Origin of the sequence: Pedococcus ginsenosidimutans (assembly GCF_039544395.1) — a bacterium.
Classification (GTDB): Bacteria; Actinomycetota; Actinomycetes; order Actinomycetales; family Dermatophilaceae; genus Pedococcus; species Pedococcus ginsenosidimutans.
In genome coordinates this window covers 303,462-323,823 of record NZ_BAABLO010000012.1, presented here as the reverse complement: position 1 = coordinate 323,823, position 20,362 = coordinate 303,462, and the positions used below count along the sequence as shown (strand labels likewise).

Here is a 20,362-nt window from a genome sequence, read left to right as displayed (position 1 = left end):
CACGCTCTGCGTGGGCGAGCTGAGTGGGGTGGTCAAGGCATCCTCCAGACGCGGCCGTCGCGGCGCATCATCTCGTCGGCACTGTCCGGGCCCCAGCCGCCGGAGAGGTAGGGCTCGGGGGCGGTCTTCTGCTTCGCCCAGAACGCCTCGACGGGGTCGAGGATCTGCCAGGACAGCTCGACCTCCTCGTGGCGAGGGAAGAGCGGCGGGTCGCCGAGCAGGACGTCGAGGATGAGGCGCTCGTAGGCCTCCGGGCTGGACTCGGTGAAGGCGCGGCCGTAGCCGAAGTCCATCGTGACGTCGCGCACCTCCATCTGCGCGCCCGGGACCTTTGCGCCGAACCGCATCGTGATGCCCTCGTCGGGCTGCACGCGGATGACGATGGCGTTCTGCCCGAGCTCCTCGGTGGCCGTGTCGTTGAACGGCAGGTGCGGGGCCTTCTTGAAGACCACCGCGATCTCCGTGACCCGCTTGCCCAGGCGCTTGCCGGTGCGCAGGTAGAACGGCACGCCCGCCCAGCGGCGGGAGTCGATCTCCAGCTTGACCGCGGCGTACGTCTCGGTGCGCGAGTCCTTGGCCACGCCCTCCTCGTCGAGGTAGCCGATGACCTCCTCGCCGCCCTGCCAGCCCGGCGCGTACTGCCCGCGCGCGGTGGCCTTGGACAGGTCCTTGGGCAGGCGCACCGCCGAGAGGACCTTCTCCTTCTCCGCGCGCAGGTGCTCGGCGGCGAAGGAGACGGGCTCCTCCATCGCCGTCAGCGCCAGCAGCTGCAGGAGGTGGTTCTGGATGACGTCGCGGGCTGCGCCGATGCCGTCGTAGTAGCCCGCGCGGCCACCGATGCCGATGTCCTCGGCCATGGTGATCTGCACGTGGTCGACGTAGTTGGCATTCCAGACCGGCTCGAAGAGCTGGTTGGCGAAGCGCAGGGCCAGCAGGTTCTGGACCGTCTCCTTGCCGAGGTAGTGGTCGATGCGGAAGACCGAGTCGGCGGGGAAGACGCCCTCGACGATGTCGTTGAGCTCACGGGCGCTCTTGAGGTCGTGCCCGAACGGCTTCTCGATGACGACGCGGCGCCACGAGTCGCCCTCGGGACGGCTGAGACCGGAGCGCTCGAGCTGCTCGCAGACCGTCGAGAACGACCCCGGCGGGATGGACAGGTAGAACGCCTGGTTGCCGCCGGTGCCGCGCTCGTCCTCGAGGAGCTTGACCGTCTCGGCGAGCAGGTCGAAGGAGTTGGGGTCGTCGAACGTGCCGGGGACGAACCGGAAACCCTCGGCCAGGTTGCGCCACACGCTCTCCCGGAACGGGGTCCGGGCATGGGCCTTGACCGCGTCGTAGACGATCTTGCCGAAGTCCTGGTCGGCCCAGTCGCGGCGGGCGAAGCCGACGAGCGAGAAGCCCGGCGGCAGCAGCCCGCGGTTGGCCAGGTCGTAGATCGCCGGCATCAGCTTCTTGCGGGCGAGGTCGCCGGTCACGCCGAACAGCACCATGCCGCAGGGACCGGCGATCCGGGGGAGGCGCTTGTCACGCGGGTCGCGCAGGGGGTTGTGGTCCTGCGTCACGCGGGTGGGGCTCATGCACTGCCTTTCGCGTCCGGGCCCGCAGCGGGGGCCGAGAGGGCCTCGCGCACCTGGGCCAGTCCGGCGTCGTGGTCGGTGAGGTGGAGCTGCAGGACCGGGCGGTGGTGCTCGGCCAGCACCTGCGCGTCGCCGGCGGCCTGGGCCGCGACGAAGTCGCCGAAGCTGAACTCGCGTCCCGGCACCGCGAGGTCCTCGTGGGGTGCGGTGGTGACCTGCAGGTAGACCCCGGTGGCGGGTCCACCCTTGTGGAACTGGCCGGTGGAGTGCAGGAAGCGCGGACCCCAGCCGAAGGTCACCGGGCGGTGGGTACGGCGTGCCAGCCCGGGCCGCACGGAGGCCAGGTCGGCGTCGGCGAGCCGGTCGAGGTAGGCCATCACGGCGAGGTAGCCGCGGTCGGCGTCGAGCTGCCCGAACAGGGCCTCGAGGGCCTGCGGGACCGTGGTCGCGCCGCCGAGCCAGGTACCGCCGAGGGCGCGGATCTCGACCGCGCCGTCCGTGGCCGCGGGCTCGTCGGAGGAGCCCATGCCCTGGTCGAGCAGGGTGCGCGCGGCCTTCTTGGCGCTCTCGACGTCGGGCTGGTCGAACGGGTTGATCCCGAGCAGCCGGCCGGCGGCGGCGGTGGCCACCTCCCACAGCAGCAGCTGGGCGCCGAGCGGGCCGCTCACCGCGATCTCGGACCGGTCGGCCCTGACGACCTCGTCGGTGGGCTCGGTGTCGTCGTCACCGGTGAGCCGCACGACGGTCACGTCCGGGTCGGGCCAGGCGGCCTCGGGGTCGTCGGTCGAGCCGACCACGACCGGGAGGATGCCGGTGCCCTGCTTGCCGGTGCTCTCGGCGATGAGCTGCTCGGCCCAGTCGGGGAACCCGACGATGCCGGAGCCGTCGTCGACGAGGACGAGCTTGTCGCGAAGGGGGTCGGTGGCGGCCATGGCGGCACCCAGGCGCAGGCCCGGGTTGCCGTCGTCGTCGGCGCTCAGCACGTCGGCCACGGCCTCCGCGTCGTCGAGCAGCGCCTCGATGTCGGCCCCGGCGAGGCCAGAGGGGACGAGCCCGAAGGCGGTCAGCGCCGAGTAGCGCCCACCCACGTTGGGGTCGGCGTTGACGACGCGGTAGCCGCCTGAGCGCGCCTCCTCGTCGAGGGGGCTCCCCGGGTCGGTGACGACGACGATGCGGGCCGTCGGGTCGATCCCCTTCTCCTCGAAGGCTGCCCGGAAGGCGCGGCGCTGCGAGTCGGTCTCGACGGTGGAGCCGGACTTGCTCGAGACGACCACGACGGTGCGCTCGAGGTCGACCAGTGCGGAGCGCACCATGTCGGGCTGCGAGGAGTCGAGGACGACGAGGTCGACCCCGGCCGTCGCGCAGATCACCTCGGGGGCCAGCGAGGACCCGCCCATGCCGCAGAGCACGACCCGGTCGACTCCTTCGCCGCGCAGCTGGTCGCGCATTGCGGCGATCTCGCCGAGCAGCGGACGCGACGTGCGGGCGAGGTTGACCCAGGACAGGCGGATCGCCGACTCGGACTCGGCCTCCTCGCCCCACAGCGTCGCGTCCTGGGCGAAGAGCCTGCTCGCGAACTGCGCCTCGAGCAGGGCCGGGACGGCAACGGCGATCGCGTCCGCGGCGGGGCCGGAGGCGACCACACCGAGTGCGCTCACTTGTCGCCCTGCTCCACGTCGGCGCGGGCGAGGTCGATGTCCTTCTGCGCCTCGTCGAGCAGCTCGCCCCAGGCGACCTCGAACTTGTCGACGCCCTCGCGCTCGAGCTGCGCGGTGACCTCGGCGTAGGAGATGCCGAGCCCCTCGAGCGCGTCGAGCACCTCGGCCGCGTCGGCGTACGCGCCGGTCACGGTGTCACCGGTGATGTCCGCGTGGTCGACGACCGCGTCGAGCGTCTTCTCCGGCATGGTGTTGACCGTGTTGGGCGCGACGAGTGTGGTGACGTAGAGGGTGTCGGCGTAGGCCGGGTCCTTGACGCCGGTGGACGCCCAGAGGGGACGCTGCACGTGGGCGCCGTCGTCCTGCAGGTTCTTCCACCGGGGGGTCGAGAACACCTCCTCGAAGGCCTGGTAGGCCAGTCGCGCGTTGGCGACGGCGGCGCGACCCTTGAGGGCCTTGGCCTCGTCGGTGCCGATCGCGTCGAGGCGCTTGTCGACCTCGGTGTCGACGCGGGAGACGAAGAACGAGGCGACGGAGTGGATCGTCGACAGGTCCTTGCCCTTCTCGCGGGCCTGCTCGAGGCCGGTGAGGAAGGCGTTCATGACGCCGCGGTAGCGGTCGAGGGAGAAGATCAGCGTGACGTTGACGCTGATGCCCTCGGCCAGCACCTGCGAGATCGCGGGCAGGCCCTCGACGGTGGCGGGGATCTTGATGAGGACGTTGGGGCGTCCCACCGCCTCGTGCAGCTTCTTGGCCTCCTCGACGGTGCGGCCGGTGTCCTTGGCCAGTCGGGGGTCGACCTCGATGGAGACGCGGCCGTCGACCCCGTGGGTCGACTCGTAGAGCGGCAGGAACGCGTCGCAGGCGTTGCGCACGTCCTCGGTGGTGAGGTGGAAGACGACCTCGTCGACGTTCTTGCCCTCACCGGCGAAACGGCGCAGGTCGGCGTCGTACCGGTCGCCCTTGGCGAGGGCGGCCTGGAAGATCGAGGGGTTCGTGGTGACCCCGACGACCCCCTTCTCGATGAGCTCCTGGAGGTTGCCGGTCTCGACCCGCTCGCGCGAGAGGTCGTCGAGCCAGACGGAGACTCCTTGGTCGGCGAGTGCCTTGAGTGCGTTGTCAGTCACGTGCGTCACTTCCCTTTGGATGCAGCGCTCTTGGTGGCGGCGCTGCGCTTGGTCGTGGTGTCCGTCGTCTTGGTCGGCGAGACCGCGGCGCGGGGCCGGGTCTGGTTGACGGAGGGCGCCGCGCTCTTGCGCGCCGTCGTCCGGGCGTCCTTGAGGGAGTCCTTGGCCGCCTTGACGACGGCCTCCGGCGTGATGCCGAACTCCCGGTAGAGGGTCTTGTAGTCGGCCGAGGCACCGAAGTGCTCGAGGCTCACGCTGCGCCCGGCGTCGCCGACCAGGTCGTGCCAACCCATCGACACGGCGGCCTCGACGCTGACGCGGGCCCGCACGTCCGGCGGCAGGACCCGGTTCTGGTACGCCTTGCCGGACTGCTCGAACCACTCGCGACACGGCATGGACACCACACGAGTGGCAACGCCCTGGCGCTCCAGAGATTCCCGGGCCTCGAGGGCGATCGCGACCTCGGAGCCCGTGGCGATCAGGATGACGTCGGGCGCGCCCTTGCCGTCCTTGCCGCCGTCGATGAGCACGTAGGCGCCCTTGGCCGCCCCGGAGGCCTTCGCCACGACGGTGCGGTCGAGCACGGGGACGTTCTGGCGGGTCAGGGCCAGCGCCGCGGTCTTGGCGTTGCGCAGGACCTGGCCCCACACGACGGCGGTCTCGTTGGCGTCCGCGGGACGGACCACGTCGAGGCCGGGGATTGCGCGCAGGGAGGCGAGGTGCTCGACCGGCTGGTGGGTCGGGCCGTCCTCACCGAGGCCGATGCCGTCGTGCGTCCACACGTAGGTGACCGGCAGCTGCTGGATCGCCGCGAGGCGGACCGCCGGGCGCATGTAGTCGGAGAAGACGAGGAAGGTGCCGCCGTAGGGGCGGGTGAGGCCCTCGAGCGCGATCCCGTTGAGGATCATTCCCATCCCGTTCTCACGGATGCCGAAGTGGAGCGTGCGGCCGTAGGGCCCGCCCTTCCACTCACGGGTCTGCCGGTTGCGCGGGATGAAGGACGGCTCGCCCTCCATGGTGGTGTTGTTGGACTCGGCCAGGTCGGCCGAGCCACCCCACAGCTCCGGCATGACGTCGGCGAGGGCGCTGAGCACCTTGCCGGACGCGGCGCGGGTTGCCATGCCCTTGGCGGTGTCTGCCGGGAAGACCGGCAGGGCGGCGTCGAGGCCGTCGGGCAGCTCTCCGGCGACGAGGCGGTCCAGCATCGTCGCGCGGTCAGGGTTGGCCTTGCGCCACGCGGCGTACCGCTTGTCCCAGGCCTTGTGGGCGGCCTTGCCGCGTTTGGCGACCTGACGGGCGTGGGCGAGGACGGGGCGCTCGACCTCGAACGTCTTCGCGGGGTTGAAGCCGAGCAGCTCCTTGGTGGCCGCGATCTCCTCGTCGCCGAGGGCCGAGCCGTGCGACTTGCCGGTGTCCTGCTTGGTCGGTGCCGGCCACGCGATGATCGTGTGCAGCTGGACGAGGGTGGGGCGGTTGGCCTTCTTGGACTTCTCGAGCGCGGCGTAGAGCGCGTCGACGTTCTCCAGGTAAGCCGCACCGTCACCGTCGCCTCGCCAGTCGACGTCGACGACGTCCCAGCCGTAGGCGCGGTAGCGCGCGGCGACGTCCTCGGAGAACGAGATGTCGGTCTGGTCCTCGATGGAGATCTGGTTGGCGTCGTAAATGACGGTGAGGTTGCCGAGCTGCTGGTGGCCGGCGAGCGAGCTGGCCTCCGCGGAGACCCCCTCCATGAGGTCGCCGTCCGAGGCGATGACCCAGATGTGGTGGTCGAACGGGCTCTCACCGGGCTTGGCCTCGGGGTCGAGCATGCCCCGCTGGCGGCGCTGCGCCATCGCCATGCCGACGGCTGAGGCGAAGCCCGAACCCAGTGGGCCCGTGGTGATCTCGATGCCGGTGGTGTGGTGCACCTCGGGGTGCGCGGGGGTGATGGAACCCCACGTGCGCAGCGCCTTGAGGTCCTTCAGCTCCATGCCGTAGCCGGACAGGAAGAGCTGGACGTACTGCGTCAGGCTCGAGTGGCCGGCGGACAGCACGAAGCGGTCGCGGCCCAGCCACGCGGCGTCGTTCGGGTCGTGGTTCATCACCTGCTGGTAGAGCAGGTACGCCGCCGGCGCGAGGCTCATCGCGGTGCCGGGGTGGCCGTTGCCGACCTTCTGCACGGCGTCTGCGGCGAGCAGGCGGGCGGTGTCGACCGCGCGCACGTCGAGGTCGGTCCAGCCGGCCTTGCGGGCCACGGGCCGGCGCAGCGAGCTGCTGCGCTTCCTCGGGGGAGTGGCCTTGGCGGAACGGGATGCGGTGGGCACGGATGGTTCTCCTCACACTGAGCTGCAGGCGTCGCACGACAACGGATCCGAGACTAGTCCTGAGCGTGAGCCGCGTCGCATCCAGTCCCGTCGGTCGGCACCGTCCGGCCGGGGATAGACTGGGCGCGCCCGCCAAACCCCCAGCAGCACCCGCGAAGGACGCCGTGACCGCACTCGATCCGACTGCCCGGATCCCCGCGTCCCCCGCACCGCCCCGGCGGCGCAAGGCCGCGGCCTACCTCGCCCTCACCAAGCCGCGCATCATCGAGCTGCTGCTCGTGACCACGGTGCCGGTGATGTTCCTCGCGCAGGGCGGCGTGCCCTCGCTGCTCCTCATCGTGGCGACGCTCGTCGGCGGTGCGCTGAGCGCCGGTGCGGCCAACACCTTCAACTGCGTCTACGACCGCGACATCGACGCGGAGATGCACCGCACGAGCAACCGGCCGATGGTCACCGGCGAGGTCACGCCGCGCGAGGGACTGGTCTTCGGTGCCGTCCTCACCGTGGCGTCGACCGTCTGGTTCGCGGTGTTCGTCAACTGGCTCTCGGCCGCCCTGTCCCTTGGCGCGATCCTCATGTACGCCGTGGGGTACACCATGGTCCTCAAGCGCCGCACGGCGCAGAACATCGTCTGGGGCGGCGCCGCCGGCTGCATGCCGGTGCTCATCGGCTGGTCCGCCGTCGCAGACTCGCTCTCGTGGTCGGCCGTGATGCTGTTCCTCGTCATCTTCTTCTGGACCCCGCCGCACTACTGGCCGCTGTCGATGAAGTTCAAGGACGACTACGCCGCCGCCCACGTGCCGATGCTCCCCGTCGTGGAGAAGTTCGTGGTCGTGGCCCGGCAGATCGTCGCCTACTCGTGGGCCATGGTCGCCGCGTCGCTGCTGCTCGTGTGGGTGCACCCCATGGGCTGGCTCTACCTCGTCACGGCCGTCGTCACCGGTGCGCTCTTCCTCGCCGAGGCCCACCGGCTCCTGCGGGCCGCCAAGGCAGGCGAGGGGCCCCAGGTGCTGCGCCCGATGCGCCTGTTCCACTTCTCGATCACCTACGTCGGGATCCTGTTCCTCGGCGTCGCGCTCGACCCGCTGTTCCACCTGCCCGTCGGCTGACCCGCCCTCTCGGGCAGGTCCCGCTGCCCACGCAGCGGTCCCCACAGCATGGCCAGGCACGCGACGGCGTGGATGGCCGCCATGAGCGCGATGGTGGGCCGCAGCCCCACGGCGGTGCCCAGCCAGCCGGCGGCGAGGCCGGCCAGCGGCATGGTGCCGAGGTTGACCACCTGCGCGGTGGTGACCTGGCGGGCGACCATGGACTCGGGCACGTAGCGGTTGCGCCAAGCCCCACGGATGACGTTGCCCGCCACCACCGCGGTGCCGACGAGCAGCTGGCCCAGCACGAACAGCGCCAGCCCTGCACCCCGGGTGGCCAGGGGGAGCAGCAGGGCGGTGGGCCCCGCGAGGACCTGCAGCCAGACCAGCGCACGGGCGCTCCCGAGGCGGGCGGAGACGCGGGTGGCGACGGCCGCACCGAGGAACCCACCGATGCTGCCGGTCGCCATGACCGCCCCGACCGCCGCCGGCGCGAGGTGGAGTTCACGCACCAGGAAGAGGACGAGCAGCGCGCCGTACCCGGTGAGCCCGAAGTTGGACACCCCACCGAGGACCGTGAAGAAGCGCAGCAGCCGGTCGCCGCGGATGTAGTCCACGCCCTCCCGGATGCGCGTACGCAGCGGGGCGACCGGGAGGGTGTCCGCCGGTGGCGCCGGGGGCAGCCGCAGTCTCGCCAGGCAGACCGCGGAGACCAGGAAGCTGGCCGCATCGACGGCGAGGCCGAGGGCCGCAGAGCCCAGCTGGGCGAGCAGGCCCCCGACCCCCGGCCCGGCGACCTGCATCGCCGACTCGGTGCCGAAGAGCCGCGCGAACGCCTGCTCCTGCTGCGCCTGCGGTGCCACCCGCCGCACGAGGGCGGGGTACGCGGCGCGGAAGAAGACCGTGCACGCCCCGTTGCCGAGGGCGGCGAGCACCACGTGGAGGAGGGTGAGGCGACCGAGCGCCCAGGCGAGCGGCACGCTGGCCAGGACCGCGGCGGCGACGAGGTCGCTGGCGACCATGACGCGACGGGCGGGCTGCCGGTCGACCCAGGCCCCTGCGGGCAGGCCGATGACGAGCCAGGGCGCCCACGCCGCGGCCGTGAGCAGCCCCATCCACCCGGGGCCGGCGTCGAACGCCACGACGGCGAGCAGCGGCAGCAGGACGGAGGTGGTCGCGTTGCCGAGGACGCTGACGCCCTCGCCGAACCAGAGCAGGCTGAAGTCCCGGTTGCGGCGCAGGGGGAGGGTTGCGGCAACCGGTGCGGGTCGGGTCGTCATGGCTGGGCCGGGAACCCTCGGGCGAAGACGAACACGGGTTCGCGTTCCTGCCCGTCGTCGGGGACCTCGCGCCGCGACCACCGCACAAGGACGTCGACGATCTCGCGCGACAGCTCGTCGAGCTCGTCCGGGGTCAGCCGCATCCAGTTCTGGGTGGCGAACGCCGCGGCGTCCCACTCCGGGACGGAGGCGGCGTTGGCGTTCCACTCCTGCGTCCGCTCGAACTGGCGCTGCAGGGCCAGGGCCTCGGCGGCGTAGGCAGCGGTGACGGCGGCGGTGTCGTCGGCGAAGTCCGCGCGGGACCAGCGGGTGCCGGGGTCGACCAGGCGCCACCAGCGCTCGCGGCGGTCGCGGGCGAGCTCGGGCGCCTCCTGGACCAGGCCTGCCTCGGCGAGCACCTTGAGGTGGTGGCTGGCGCTGCCGACGGCCTGGCCGGTGCGCTGGGCGAGGCCCGACGCCGTGGACGGCCCGTCGACCTTGAGCGCGTCCATCATCCGTGCGCGGAACGGGTTGGCCATGGCGGAGAGCGCCTGGGCCTCGGTGATGCGGCGTACGCCGTCGCGTTCAGTGGGCATACGACAAGAGTAGTTGTACAACCCACATTGCACAAGAGCGCTTGTGCAATGTGGTCAGCGCTGGCAACTCACCGGTGCCTGGACCAGACCCGTGGCGGGCATGGCGGCCTCGACGGCGTTGCCGGCCCCCCACCGCGTGCAGTCGGGTGTGGGCTGGGCGGCCTGCCAGAACGCCCACCCGGCCACGAGGGCCAGGGCCAGGCGCAGCGCGACCTTGCGGTTGATGGTCCCCCTCATGGTCCCCATGCAGGGAGTATGCACCTGCGTCCGCGACGGGGACAGGCTCTCGGGGTGCGTGACGTGGTCAGGCGTCGCCGGTGGTGGCGCGCTGCCGCACCACGGCCCGGGTGAGGGCCACGACCAGGAGGGTCGCGAGCAGCATGTGCAGGACCACGACGGGCCAGGGCAGGCCGGTGAAGTACTGCGTGTAGCCGACGACTCCCTGCGCCACGGTGACGGCCGCGACGGCGGCCCACGCGCGGGCAGGGGCGGCGCCCGTACCCGTCAGCCGGGCAGCCACCCACGCGGCGAGCACCAGACCCACGAAGAGCATGACCGCATCGGCGTGCAGCCAGGACACGGTCCTCGGGTCGAAGCCGAACCGGGCGGGCTCCTTGGCGTCACCGGAGTGCGGGCCGGAACCGGTGACGACGGTGCCGAGGGCGAGCACCACCGCGCCGACCGCGCAGGCGGCCCAGCCGAGGCGCTCCGCCAGGGGGTGGACGAGGAGCTGCCGGGGTCCGGCGGGTTCCTGGGCGCGGAAGTAGAGGAAGGCGGCCGAGGCGACGAGCACCATCGACACGAGGAAATGGGCGGCCACGGTCAGCGGGCTCAGCCCGGTGAGGACGGTGATGCCGCCGAGGACGGCCTGGACGGCGACTCCGCCGAGGACCACGAACGCGGGGACGAGCAGGTCGCGGCGCCGGTCGGCCCAGCGCCAGACGGCGACGACGGCGAGCAGCGCGGCGATGCTGACGACGCTGGTCAGGGTGCGGTTGCCGTACTCGATGTAGCGGTGGTAGCCCTCGGCCTGGTGGGGCACCGGGGTGAAGGAACCGGGGACGCACTGCGGCCAGGTCGGGCACCCGAGGCCGCTTCCGGTGAGCCGGACGAGTCCGCCGGTGACGACGATCAGCACCTCGACGACGAGGTTGGCAAGGAGGAGCCGGGGGAGCCAGGTGGTCCCCGGCGCCGCCGCCATCGTGGTGGGGCCGGGGGTCGAGACGGGTGCTGCGGTCACGCCACGAGGGTACGTCTCAGGTGGAACCCCGAGGTGCATGGGGGAGACGCCCGATGGTGCGGGCACGACCGCCCTGCCTGACTGGGGGGATGACGCAGCACGCGTGGAGACCGGCCGTCGCGGCGATGGTCCTGCTCGCCGGGGAACACCTCGTGTGGGCCCTCGGACCAGCCGGCCGACCGGCTCCTGCCGGGTACGGCGCCGCGACGGCCGGCCTTGCGCCGGCTGCGGTCGTGGCGGACCTGCTGACCGTCGTGCTGTGCCTCGGGGGCGCGGTGACGGCCTGGCTGCTGAGACCGCACCAGCGGCGGGGCAGGCTCGTCCGTCGAGCCTGGCTGCTGGGCCCGGCCCTGCTGGGCAGCGCGGTGATGCTGGCCCACGTCGCGGTGGCCGTCGCGCTCGCGACGTGGCACATCCCGCCGGACGGACCCCAGCCGACGGAGCCGGTGTGGCTCGTCGCCCGCGAGGCCGTGTGGCTGGTGGGCGCCGGTGCCCTGGGCGGGACCGTGATCGGGTTTCGCCGGGAGCTGTCGGCTCAGTCGCTCCACCGGAACAGTCGTCTGGCGAGCGCTGTCGCGACGACGCCCCAGACGACCAGGACCCCCCAGTCGGAGAGGCTCACGGAACCGTGCACGAGCGCGACCCGCAGGCTGTCGCCGAGGGCCGCCGAGGGGAGCAGGGCCACCACCGGGGCGAAGCGGTCGGGCAGCTCGCTACCGGCGATGACGACTCCGCCGAGGGCCAGCAGGGCCAGCCACACGAGGTTGGCCAGCGCCAGCACGCCCTCGGCGCGCAGGGTGCCGCCGAGCAGCAGGGCCAGGGCCACGAACGCCCACGTGCCGAGGAGCACCGACACCACCGCCGCAGGCACGCCGGACCACGCCGGGGCCCACCCCAGCGCGAGCCCGACACCACCGAGCACCACGAGCTGGAGGCCGATGACGGACAGCACCGCGGTGGCCTTGGCCGCGAGCAGCCCGGTGCGGCCCAGCGGCGACACCCCGAGCAGCCGCAGGACGCCGTAGCGACGGTCGAAGCCCACGGAGATGGCCTGGCCGGTGAAGGCGGAGGAGATGACGCACAGGGCCAGCACGCCCGGCACGACGAGGTCGACGCGACGGCCGCTGCCCACCGAGATCCCCTTGGCGGACACCAATCCCACGAGGACGGCGACGGGCAGGACCAAGGCCACGAGGAGCTGTTCGCCGTTGCGCAGGAGGGTGAGGGCCTCGAACCGCGCCTGCGAGAGCACCCGGGTCCGCGCCGGGGCAGCCGCGGTGGTCACGCGACCGCCTTCCGGGTCAGGGCGAAGTACCGGTCCTCGAGCCGCTGCCCGGCAGTGACCTCGGCGAGGGTCCCCTCCGCCACGACGCGACCGGCGGCCACGACGACGATGTGGTCGGCGAGGCGCTCCGCCTCCTCGAACGAGTGCGTGGTGAGGACGACGGCGGTCCCGGCGTCGGCGACCTCGCGGACGAGGTCCCAGACGTCGAGCCGGGCGTGCGGGTCGAGACCGGCGCTCGGCTCGTCGAGGAACGCGACCTCCGGGCGACCGACGAGTGCGGCCGCGAGGGCGACCCGCTGCCGCTGGCCGCCGGACAGGCGGCGCACCGACGTCGCACCGAAGGCACCGATGCCCAGGCGGGCGACCAGTCCGTCCGCGCCCTCGAGGTCGGCGGGGGTGGCGTACAGGGAGCTCAGGTGGCGCAGGAGGGGCAGGGGCCGCGCGGCGTTCGGCAGCCCGCCGTCCTGGAGCATCACGCCGACCCGGGCCCGGTGGTCGGCAGGGGCGTGCCACGGGTCCGTCCCGAGGACGCGGACCTCGCCCGCGTCCGGTCGTCGCAGGCCCTCGCAGCACTCGACCATCGTCGTCTTGCCGGCGCCGTTGGGGCCCAGCACCGCGGTCACCTGTCCGGCCGAGGCGGTCCAGGAGGCCCCGTCGAGGGCGACGACGTCGCGGTAGCGCTTGGCGAGGCCGTGGACGGCGACTGCTGGTGGCACGCACCGAGTCTAGGCGCGGTGCAGGCACCTCAGTGCCGCGGGTGGCGCCCCACGACGAGGCGTCTGCCCCATGCCCCGGGGGGCCTCAGGCGCGCAGCCTCGAGTTCAGCGCCCCACCCCCGGGACGCCCCACCGGAGGAGAAGGCCATGAACCTCACCGCCCACCCCTACGCCGTGCTCGCCGAGCTCAGCTGGAAGCAGGACAACCTCGCCGGTGCCAACCGGGCACGGGGCACCAGCGCGCGTGCGACCGGCGCCACCACCCGGACGCGCGGGCCCTGGCACCGGCTCGCCGGCCGGCTCACCGCGCGACGGCCGCGCCACACCCCGCGGCCCGTCTGAGGCACCCGTCCCGTCTGAGGTACCCGGCCCGCGCGCACCCACCGGATAAGGCACCTGCCCCATGTGCTGCGGCACCTCAGGGCCGCAGCGTGGAACCACCGCAAGCCACCAGCACCACCACGAAGGAGAAACGTCATGAGCATCGCATCGGACCCGCTGTTCGTCACCGCAGAGGTCAACTACCGCCGGGAGCGCCTGACCGCCGGGTTCCCCACGGCCGGCAAGAGCCGTCGCCACCACGGCGCCGTCCTCTCCCTGCTCGAGCGGGCGCCACGCCTGCACCACCGCCACGGCGTCGCCCGCACGGCCTGACATGGTCGTCCGGGCCGTCCAGGCCGTCCCCCGGACCCACCCCGCGACGTCGGTGCCCTCCGACATAATCGCGGGTGTGGGTCTCGAGGCTGCCGGCAACGGCCTGTTCGTCGGCCGCGAGGCCGAGGTCACGCGGCTCGTCGAGCTGCTCGGCGTCGGCGGGCCGCCCGCTGGCGGGACACGCCATGGCAGCGTCGTGCTGTCGGGCGACGCGGGCATCGGCAAGACCCGGTTGCTGTCCGAGGCCGTCGCCACGGCCCGCGCCTCCGGCTGGCTCGTGCTCGTCGGGCACTGTCTCGGCGAGACCGGCAGGTCGCTGCCCTACCTGCCGTTCAGCGAGCTGCTCGGCCGACTCGAGGGAGCCGACCCCGAGGCCGTCGACCGGATCGTGGAGAACCACCCGGGGCTGGCCCGCCTGGTCCCCGGCCGGCGCGGCGAGCTCGGAGACGAGCCCGCCGACGGTGCCGCGGACCGGGGAGACCTCGTGCAGTCCGTCCACGCCGCGCTGGAGGACCTCGGTTCGCACCGGCCGGTGCTGCTGGTGGTCGAGGACGTCCACTGGGCCGACCAGTCCTCCCGTGACCTGCTCACCCTGCTGTTCACGCGGGGTTTCACCTCACCCGTCAGCGTGGTGGCCTCCTACCGCAGCGACGACCTCCACCGCCGGCACCCGCTGCGCGCCACGCTCGCGCACTGGTCGCGCCTGGGCGACGTGGGGCGGCTCGACCTCGCGCCCCTGCCGGACTCCGCGGTGCGCGAGATGGTCCACGCGCTGCAGACCCGCCCCCTCCCGGAGCGCGACGTCCGTGAGGTCGTGGAGCGGGCCGAGGGCAACGCCTTCTTCGCCGAGGAGCTCGTGGCCGCGTCGTCCATGGGCCGGACCGCGGTGGCCGACGACCTGTCCCGCCTGCTCCTCGTGCGCTTCGACCAGCTCGGGCCGGCCGGCCAGCACGTGGTGCGGATGGCCTCCGCAGCCGGTCGCCACGTGTCACACCGCGCCCTGGCCGCTGTCGCCGGCCTGGGGGAGGCCGAGCTCGACGCAGGCCTGCGCGACGCCGTCGAGCACCACGTGCTCGTGCCGGTCGAGGCCGGTGGCTACGCCTTCCGCCACGCCCTGCTCGGGGAGACCGTCTACGACGACCTGCTGCCGGGGGAGCGGGTGCGGGCCCACGAGCGGTATGCCGCGGCGCTCGCCGACGACCGCACGCTCGGCACGTGGGCCGAGCTGGCCCGTCACGCCGATGCGGCCGGCCTGCGCGACGTCGCCCGCGACGCCAGCATCCGTGCGGGGGAGTCCGCCCTGCGCATGGCCGGCCCGGAGGAGGCCTACCGCCAGTTCAGCCGCGCCCTGGCGCTGGTGTCCGAGGACGCGACCGCGCGTGACCTCGACGCCGTCACGCTGCAGGCGGCCACGGCCGCGACCGCTGCCGGGCGGGCGCTCAAGGCCCTCGACCTGATCGAGGACCGGCTGGCACGCCGCCCGGTCGACGCCGACCCGGCGGGCCGGGCCGAGCTGCTCGCAGCGCTGGCGACCACGGCCCGCATCACCGAGAGCACCCTGGACACCCTCGCCGCCACGAAGGAGGGCCTCGGCCTGCTCGAGCGCGTCGGGGAGGACCACCCCACCGTGCGGGCGCAGCTGCTCGCCGCCCGGGTGCAGGCGCTCGCCGACCGCGGCCGCGACGAGGAGGCCCTGTCGTCGGTCGGGGAGGCGGTCGAGGCCGCCCACGCCACGCGCCAGCCCGCCCTCGCCGACGAGGTGCGCGTGGTCGCCGCCCGCATCACCGAGCGTGCGGGCGACCCGGAGGGCTCGCGGGCCACCCTCGAGGCGCTCATCGCGGCCTCGCACACCCCGGGCGACCCCGCTGAGGTCCGCGCCTACCACCACCTCGGCTGGCTCCACCACCGCGCCGGACGCCTCGACGAGGCCGTCGACGTCTACCGGCGCGGCGTGGAGCGGGCCCGCGCGGGCGGCCGCCAGTGGGCTCCGTACGCCTTCGACGGGCGCCTGCTGGCGGGGGTCGCGGCCTATGAGCGGGGCCGGTGGGACGAGGCGCTGGAGATCCTCGACGTGACCGGTGAGGTGCCGCCGGAGCCGGCCGGCTCGCTGCTGCTCGGCGCCCGGATGTACGTCGCGGCGGCCCGTGGCGAGGCCGAGGCGGTGGAGGGGTACGCCGCGGCGCGGCCCTGGTGGGACCACGAGGGCCTCGTCGCCCTGCTCACGGGCAGCGCTGCCGTCGACCTGCTCGGGCACGCCGGCGACCTCGACCGGGCGGTCGCGGTGCACGACGAGGTCGTGGAGGCGCTCACCCGTGTGTGGCACCCGCTCTTCCAGGGGCAGCTGCGTCTCGACACCCTCCTGCTCGGCCAATTGGGCAGCCACGTCCAGCACGCGCCGTCGGCCCGACGCGCCGGGCTGCTCGCCCGGGGCGCGGAGCTGGCCGACACGGCGCAGCGCGTCTGGGACCAGGCGGTCCAGCGCCCCGGCAACGACGGGCCGGAGTCCACGGCGTGGCTGGCGCGCTCCCGGGCCGAGGCGCTGAGGCTGCGCTGGCTCGGCGGCGACGACGTCGACCCCGCCGAGCTGGCCCACCTGTGGCAGGCCGCGGTCGAGGCGTTCGACGCGTACGGCCACCGCTACGAGGCAGCGCGGTCGCGGGCCCGGCTCGGCATCGCCCTCAAGGCGGCCGGTGACCCGCGTGGGTCCACCGAGCTGTCGACGGCGCTCGCCGAGGCCCAGCGGCTCGGCGCGGAGCCCCTGCGTGCGGAGATCCGCGCGACCGGCGCGGCGCGGCCCGTCGCCGCCCGCGCGGGTTCGCGCCTGGGGGAGGCGCTGACGGCGCGCGAGGAGGAGATCCTGGCCCTGGTGGCGCTCGGCCGCAGCAACCGGCAGATCGGCACCCAGCTGTTCATCAGCGCCAAGACCGCCAGCGTCCACGTCTCCAACATCCTCGCCAAGCTCGGGGTCGCCGGCCGTGGTGAGGCGGTGGCCGTGGCCCGCGAGCGCGGCCTGCTCCACTGAGCCCGGCGGCCGCCGGCCCCGGGTAAGGGTGGCCTTGCTTTCGCACCGTCACCGCAATTACGTAACATCGGCGTTGTGAATATCGCTGTCGCCCCCCAGGTGCTCGAGTCGCGCACGCGCGACCGGGTGCTGCAGGTGATCAGCGAGCGCGGTCCGGTGACCGCTGCGACCCTGGCCGACGAGCTCGGCCTCACCGTCCCCGCCGTGCGACGCCACCTCGAGAACCTCGAGGAGGCAGGCCTCATCGTCGAGCGTGAGCAGGGACCGTCCGCCGGCCACCGCGGGCGTGGGCGCCCCGCCCGGGCCTACGTCGTGAGCGACGCCGGCCACCAGGCCCTCGAGTCCGACTACGACCACCTCGCCATGGAGGCGCTGCGCTTCCTCTCCGACGAGGCCGGCGACGGCGCGGTGCGCCGCTTCGCCGAGCAGCGCGTGGCAGAGCTGGAGCAGCGCTACGCCGTCGAGCTGGCCGCTGCCGGCGCGTCCCCGGCCGCGCGGGTGGACGCCCTGGTGGGCGCCCTCACCCGTGACGGCTTCGCCGCCTCGGCGCGGCCGGTGGGGGAGCAGGGCAGCGCGACTCCCTTCACCGGTATCCAGCTGTGCCAGGGCCACTGCCCGGTCCAAACCGCGGCCCGGGAATTTCCCCAGTTCTGTGACGCTGAGACTGATGCGTTCTCGCGGCTGCTGGGCGTCCACGTGCAGCGGCTCGCCACGCTCGCCCACGGCGACCACGTGTGCACCACCTTCGTGCCCACCGGCACGAGCCCCCAGACCACCACCCCGTCCGACACCACCACCGCTGTCACACCAACAGAAGGGTCCACGCGATGACCACCCACATCGAGGAGCTGAACCCGGGTCTGAAGGACCTGGGCCGCTACGAGTACGGCTGGGCCGACAGCGACAGTGCCGGCGCCACCGCGAAGCGTGGCCTCAACGAGGACGTCGTCCGCGACATCTCCGGCCGCAAGAGCGAGCCCGAGTGGATGCGCGACCTGCGGCTCAAGTCGCTGCGCCTGTTCGGGAAGAAGCCCATGCCCAGCTGGGGCTCGGACCTCACCGGCATCGACTTCCAGAACATCAAGTACTTCGTGAAGTCGACGGAGAAGCAGGCCACCACGTGGGACGAGCTCCCCGAGGACATCAAGAACACCTACGACAAGCTGGGCATCCCCGAGGCGGAGAAGCAGCGGCTGGTCGCGGGTGTCGCGGCGCAGTACGAGTCGGAGGTCGTCTACCACCAGATCCGTGAGGACCTGGAGGAGAAGGGCGTCATCTTCGTCGACACCGACACCGGCCTGCGCGAGCACGAGGACCTTTTCCGCGAGTACTTCGCCTCGGTGATCCCCGCCGGCGACAACAAGTTCGCGGCCCTCAACACCGCGGTCTGGTCGGGCGGCTCGTTCATCTACGTCCCGCCGGGCGTGCACGTCGACATCCCGCTGCAGGCCTACTTCCGCATCAACACCGAGAACATGGGCCAGTTCGAGCGGACCCTGATCATCGCCGACGAGGGCTCCTCGGTGCACTACGTCGAGGGCTGCACCGCACCAATCTACAAGTCGGACTCGCTGCACTCCGCGGTCGTCGAGATCGTCGTGAAGAAGAACGCCCGCGTCCGCTACACGACCATCCAGAACTGGTCCAACAACGTCTACAACCTCGTCACCAAGCGCGCGACCTGCGCCGAGGGCGCGACGATGGAGTGGATCGACGGCAACATCGGTTCCAAGGTCACGATGAAGTACCCGGCGGTCTTCCTCCTCGGCGAGCACGCCAAGGGCGAGACGCTGTCCATCGCCTTCGCCGGCGAGGGCCAGCACCAGGACGCCGGCGCCAAGATGGTTCACGCCGCCCCCAACACCTCCTCGACGATCGTGTCGAAGTCGGTGGCCCGCGGTGGTGGCCGCACGTCGTACCGCGGCCTGGTCCAGATCCTCGAGGGAGCCCACGGCTCCCGTTCGAGCGTGGTCTGCGACGCGCTGCTCGTCGACACCATCAGCCGCTCCGACACCTACCCCTACGTCGACATCCGCGAGGACGACGTGACCATGGGCCACGAGGCCACGGTCTCCAAGGTGTCCGAGGACCAGATGTTCTACCTCATGTCCCGCGGCCTGACCGAGGAGGAGGCCATGGCCATGATCGTGCGCGGGTTCGTCGAGCCCATCGCGCGCGAGCTGCCCATGGAGTACGCCCTCGAGCTCAACCGCCTGATCGAGCTGCAGATGGAAGGAGCCGTCGGCTGATGAGCCTTCTGGCCGAGAAGAACCCCAAGGCGACCGACGGGGCCCACACGGACTCCGCCGCCGCCTTCGTCCCCGACCAGTCGCGGGCCGAGCGCAGGACCTCGTACGCCGTCGCGGACTTCCCCGTCCCCGGTGGCCGCGAGGAGGAGTGGCGGTTCACCCCCGTCGACCGGCTCAAGGGCCTGTTCGCCGAGGAGGGCAGCACCGAGGGTGCGCTCGTCGTCGACTCCGAGGCGCCCGAGGGCGTCGAGCTGCTCGACCTGCCGATGGACGACGCGCGCGTCGGCTCCGCCTACCGCCCGGCCGACCGCGCCGCCGTGACCGCGTGGGCGGGCACCGAGCGTGCGCTCTACGTCGGGATCCCGGCGGAGGCCGAGCTGGCGGCGCCGGTCTTCGTGCGCCTCACCGGCACGGGCGCGGGTCGTGGCAACGGCCACACCGTCATCGAGGCGGGCCGGCACAGCCGGGGCACGGTCGTGCTCCAGCACTCCGGCTCCGCCCAGCACACCGCGGGCATCGAGGTGCGCGTCGGCGACGGCGCCGACCTCACCGTGGTCAGCGTGCAGGAGTGGGAGGACGACGCGATCCACCTGGCGCAGCACGACGCCCTCATCGGTCGTGACGCGCACCTGCGGCACATCGTGGTCACCCTCGGTGGCGAGCTGGTCCGCATCTCGACCAACGCGCGCTACGCCGGTCCGGGTGGCTCGTTCGAGGGCCTCGGCGTCTACTTCGCCGACGCCGGCCAGCACCAGGAGCACCGCCTCTTCGTCGACCACGAGGCGCCGCACTGCCACTCCAACGTCGAGTACAAGGGCGCCCTCCAGGGCGAGACCGCCCACACGATCTGGGTGGGTGACGTCCTCATCCGCGCGAGCGCCGAGGGCACCGACACCTACGAGCTCAACCGCAACCTCATCCTCGACGACGGCGCCCGCGCCGACTCGATCCCGAACCTCGAGATCGAGACCGGCGAGATCGTCGGTGCCGGGCACGCCTCGGCGACCGGCCGCTTCGACGACGAGCAGCTGTTCTACCTGCAGGCCCGCGGCATCCCCGAGGACGTCGCCCGGCGCCTGGTCGTGCGCGGCTTCTTCGCCAGCGTCGTGGCCCGCATCGGCGTCCCCGAGGTCTCCGAGCGGCTCATGAAGGCCATCGACGTCGAGCTCGGCGGCGCGCCGGAGGCGGCGTTCGACGAGGACGCGGCCGACCTGGTCGAGGCGGCGCAGTGAGCGCAGCCGCAGAGCTCGTCCCCGACGAGGACTTCGTCCGCGTCTGCCGGCTCGACGAGCTGCCCGAGGTCGGTGTCGCCGCCGCTGACATCGGCGGCACGATCGTGGCCATCGTCCGCGCGAAGGACGGCAGCGTCCACGCGGTCGACGACACCTGCAGCCACGCCAACGTCTCGCTCTCCGAGGGCGAGCTCGACGGGTGCACCCTCGAGTGCTGGCTGCACGGCTCGCGGTTCGACATCCGCACCGGTGAGCCGTCGGGCCCGCCCGCGATCGTCCCGATCAACGTGTACCCCGTGAAGATCGACGGCGACGACGTGTACGTCGCCACCACCCCCCAGAACATGGAGCGCTGA

Annotated in this window: 18 protein-coding genes; 8 read left to right on the top strand and 10 right to left on the bottom strand. The window is 72.8% G+C overall.

The genetic code is table 11. From position 1 onward, the window contains the following. Positions 1–32: 32 nt before the first annotated feature. The 4 genes from zwf to tkt are packed head-to-tail and all read right to left on the bottom strand — an operon-like array spanning position 33 to position 6,665. Positions 33–1,577: a glucose-6-phosphate dehydrogenase gene (gene zwf / locus ABEA42_RS16165; RefSeq protein WP_345504904.1), complete on the bottom strand. Its 1,545-nt coding sequence runs from the start codon at positions 1,575–1,577 to the stop codon at positions 33–35. Next, positions 1,574–3,235 (bottom strand): glucose-6-phosphate isomerase, encoded by a 1,662-nt coding sequence (locus tag ABEA42_RS16160; protein WP_345504903.1) that lies wholly within the window; start codon positions 3,233–3,235, stop codon positions 1,574–1,576. Before ABEA42_RS16160 ends, zwf begins: the two co-directional genes overlap by 4 nt. Then, entirely contained in the window at positions 3,232–4,362 is a 1,131-nt protein-coding gene (gene tal / locus ABEA42_RS16155; RefSeq protein WP_345504902.1) for a transaldolase, read from the bottom strand. Before tal ends, ABEA42_RS16160 begins: the two co-directional genes overlap by 4 nt. Positions 4,363–4,367: 5 nt before the next feature. Continuing rightward, entirely contained in the window at positions 4,368–6,665 is a 2,298-nt protein-coding gene (gene tkt, locus ABEA42_RS16150) for a transketolase (protein WP_345504901.1), read from the bottom strand. A gap of 191 nt (positions 6,666–6,856) precedes the next feature. Between tkt and ABEA42_RS16145 the strand changes: the two genes are divergently transcribed. Further along, positions 6,857–7,774 (top strand): heme o synthase, encoded by a 918-nt coding sequence (locus ABEA42_RS16145; RefSeq protein WP_345505045.1) that lies wholly within the window; start codon positions 6,857–6,859, stop codon positions 7,772–7,774. On the opposite strand, the gene ABEA42_RS16140 is transcribed toward ABEA42_RS16145, so the two are convergent. From ABEA42_RS16140 to ABEA42_RS16115, 6 genes are all read right to left on the bottom strand, one after another. After that, on the bottom strand, positions 7,711–9,033 hold the full coding sequence (locus ABEA42_RS16140; RefSeq protein ID WP_345504900.1) for an MFS transporter: 1,323 nt from the start codon (positions 9,031–9,033) through the stop codon (positions 7,711–7,713). The two genes, ABEA42_RS16145 and ABEA42_RS16140, sit on opposite strands and share 64 nt — an antisense overlap. Further along, the gene (locus ABEA42_RS16135) at positions 9,030–9,608 is read right to left on the bottom strand and encodes an ArsR/SmtB family transcription factor (RefSeq protein ID WP_345504899.1); all 579 of its coding nucleotides are present in this window, start codon (positions 9,606–9,608) and stop codon (positions 9,030–9,032) included. Before ABEA42_RS16135 ends, ABEA42_RS16140 begins: the two co-directional genes overlap by 4 nt. 54 nt (positions 9,609–9,662) lie before the next feature. Beyond that, a complete protein-coding gene (locus tag ABEA42_RS16130) occupies positions 9,663–9,854 on the bottom strand; it encodes a hypothetical protein (protein ID WP_345504898.1) in 192 nt (63 codons plus the stop codon). A gap of 58 nt (positions 9,855–9,912) precedes the next feature. Next, on the bottom strand, positions 9,913–10,848 hold the full coding sequence (locus ABEA42_RS16125; RefSeq protein ID WP_345504897.1) for a COX15/CtaA family protein: 936 nt from the start codon (positions 10,846–10,848) through the stop codon (positions 9,913–9,915). A 535-nt stretch (positions 10,849–11,383) separates the two neighbouring features. Next, positions 11,384–12,133 (bottom strand): ABC transporter permease, encoded by a 750-nt coding sequence (locus ABEA42_RS16120; RefSeq protein ID WP_345504896.1) that lies wholly within the window; start codon positions 12,131–12,133, stop codon positions 11,384–11,386. Continuing rightward, positions 12,130–12,849 carry an ABC transporter ATP-binding protein gene (locus tag ABEA42_RS16115; RefSeq protein ID WP_345504895.1) on the bottom strand — a complete coding sequence of 240 codons (720 nt, stop codon included), beginning with the start codon at positions 12,847–12,849 and terminating at the stop codon, positions 12,130–12,132. The genes ABEA42_RS16120 and ABEA42_RS16115 overlap by 4 nt, the downstream gene beginning before the upstream one ends. A gap of 147 nt (positions 12,850–12,996) precedes the next feature. Between ABEA42_RS16115 and ABEA42_RS16110 the strand changes: the two genes are divergently transcribed. The 7 genes from ABEA42_RS16110 (at position 12,997) to ABEA42_RS16080 (ending at position 20,362) form a co-directional block, all read left to right on the top strand. Continuing rightward, on the top strand, positions 12,997–13,191 hold the full coding sequence (locus ABEA42_RS16110; protein ID WP_345504894.1) for a hypothetical protein: 195 nt from the start codon (positions 12,997–12,999) through the stop codon (positions 13,189–13,191). A gap of 135 nt (positions 13,192–13,326) precedes the next feature. Then, positions 13,327–13,503 (top strand): hypothetical protein, encoded by a 177-nt coding sequence (locus ABEA42_RS16105; protein ID WP_345504893.1) that lies wholly within the window; start codon positions 13,327–13,329, stop codon positions 13,501–13,503. A 76-nt stretch (positions 13,504–13,579) separates the two neighbouring features. Further along, positions 13,580–16,525, top strand: coding sequence for a helix-turn-helix transcriptional regulator (locus ABEA42_RS16100; protein WP_345504892.1), 2,946 nt, complete (start codon positions 13,580–13,582; stop codon positions 16,523–16,525). A gap of 75 nt (positions 16,526–16,600) precedes the next feature. Next, positions 16,601–17,356, top strand: a complete 756-nt coding sequence (locus tag ABEA42_RS16095) for a helix-turn-helix transcriptional regulator (RefSeq protein ID WP_345504891.1) — start codon at positions 16,601–16,603, stop codon at positions 17,354–17,356. Next, positions 17,353–18,774: a Fe-S cluster assembly protein SufB gene (sufB, locus tag ABEA42_RS16090; RefSeq protein ID WP_345504890.1), complete on the top strand. Its 1,422-nt coding sequence runs from the start codon at positions 17,353–17,355 to the stop codon at positions 18,772–18,774. The genes ABEA42_RS16095 and sufB overlap by 4 nt, the downstream gene beginning before the upstream one ends. Next, positions 18,774–20,006: a Fe-S cluster assembly protein SufD gene (gene sufD, locus ABEA42_RS16085; protein ID WP_345504889.1), complete on the top strand. Its 1,233-nt coding sequence runs from the start codon at positions 18,774–18,776 to the stop codon at positions 20,004–20,006. Before sufB ends, sufD begins: the two co-directional genes overlap by 1 nt. After that, positions 20,003–20,362, top strand: a complete 360-nt coding sequence (locus ABEA42_RS16080; protein WP_345504888.1) for a non-heme iron oxygenase ferredoxin subunit — start codon at positions 20,003–20,005, stop codon at positions 20,360–20,362. Before sufD ends, ABEA42_RS16080 begins: the two co-directional genes overlap by 4 nt.

What these genes read in the sequence shown, in the direction of transcription:
- zwf (WP_345504904.1), bottom strand. Translation starts at nt 1,577, where the DNA reads ATGAGCCCCACCCGCGTGACGCAGGACCACAACCCCCTGCGCGACCCG.
- sufD (WP_345504889.1), top strand. Translation starts at nt 18,774, where the DNA reads ATGAGCCTTCTGGCCGAGAAGAACCCCAAGGCGACCGACGGGGCCCAC.
- sufB (WP_345504890.1), top strand. Translation starts at nt 17,353, where the DNA reads ATGACCACCCACATCGAGGAGCTGAACCCGGGTCTGAAGGACCTGGGC.
- ABEA42_RS16110 (WP_345504894.1), top strand. Translation starts at nt 12,997, where the DNA reads ATGAACCTCACCGCCCACCCCTACGCCGTGCTCGCCGAGCTCAGCTGG.
- ABEA42_RS16140 (WP_345504900.1), bottom strand. Translation starts at nt 9,033, where the DNA reads ATGACGACCCGACCCGCACCGGTTGCCGCAACCCTCCCCCTGCGCCGC.
- ABEA42_RS16135 (WP_345504899.1), bottom strand. Translation starts at nt 9,608, where the DNA reads ATGCCCACTGAACGCGACGGCGTACGCCGCATCACCGAGGCCCAGGCG.
- ABEA42_RS16130 (WP_345504898.1), bottom strand. Translation starts at nt 9,854, where the DNA reads ATGGGGACCATGAGGGGGACCATCAACCGCAAGGTCGCGCTGCGCCTG.
- ABEA42_RS16105 (WP_345504893.1), top strand. Translation starts at nt 13,327, where the DNA reads ATGAGCATCGCATCGGACCCGCTGTTCGTCACCGCAGAGGTCAACTAC.